At 52.6% G+C, this 1022-nt stretch carries 1 rRNA gene; it reads right to left on the bottom strand.

The features are described 5' to 3' along the window. A 23S ribosomal RNA gene (locus tag A6M21_RS05620) occupies window positions 1-1022 on the bottom strand; the annotation flags it as partial.

Below are 1022 nucleotides of genomic sequence, written 5' to 3'. Positions count from 1 at the left end.
GGTCAAGTCCTCGACTTATTAGTACCGGTCAGCTGAAAGTATTTCTACTCTTACACCTCCGGCCTATCTACCTCGTCTTCTTCAAGGTGTCTTACTCCTTTCGGATGGGAAATCTTATCTTGAGGTGGGTTTCACGCTTAGATGCTTTCAGCGTTTATCCCTTCCAAACTTGGCTACCCAGCTGTGCAAAAGGCTTTGCAACTGGTACACCATCGGTTTGTCCACCCCGGTCCTCTCGTACTAAGGGCAGATCCTCTCAAATTTCCTGCGCCCGCGACGGATAGGGACCGAACTGTCTCACGACGTTCTGAACCCAGCTCGCGTACCGCTTTAATGGGCGAACAGCCCAACCCTTGGGACCTACTTCAGCCCCAGGATGCGATGAGCCGACATCGAGGTGCCAAACCTCCCCGTCGATGTGGACTCTTGGGGGAGATCAGCCTGTTATCCCCAGGGTAGCTTTTATCCGTTGAGCGACGGCAATCCCATTCTCTACCGCCGGATCACTAAGCCCGACTTTCGTCCCTGCTCGAATTGTCTTTCTCGCAGTTAGGCTACCTTCTGCCTTTGCACTCTTTCGCGCGATTTCCTTCCGCGCTGAGGTAACCTTTGGACGCCTCCGTTACTTTTTAGGAGGCGACCGCCCCAGTCAAACTGCCCGCCTGTCAGTGTCCATATGCCGGTTTACGGCTCCTATGTTAGAATTTCGGTAATATCAGGGTGGTATCCCAACGTTGGCTCCATATAGGCTGGCGCCCATATTTCTCCGCCTCCCACCTATCCTGTACAGATATTACTAAAATTCAGTGACAAGCTGCAGTAAAGCTCCATGGGGTCTTTCTGTCCTGTCGCGGGTAACTCGCATCTTCACGAGTACTACAATTTCACCGGGTCCCCCTTCAAGACAGCGCCCAAGTCGTTACGCCTTTCGTGCAGGTCGGAACTTACCCGACAAGGAATTTCGCTACCTTAGGACCGTTATAGTTACGGCCGCCGTTTACTGGGGCTTAAGTTCAGAGCTT

Source organism: Desulfotomaculum copahuensis (genome assembly GCF_001655685.1).
GTDB classification, from domain to species: domain Bacteria; phylum Bacillota; class Desulfotomaculia; order Desulfotomaculales; family Desulfovirgulaceae; genus Desulfotomaculum_G; species Desulfotomaculum_G copahuensis.
The sequence above is the reverse complement of the archived record's forward strand: the minus strand, read 5'-3'. Positions and strand labels throughout refer to the sequence as shown.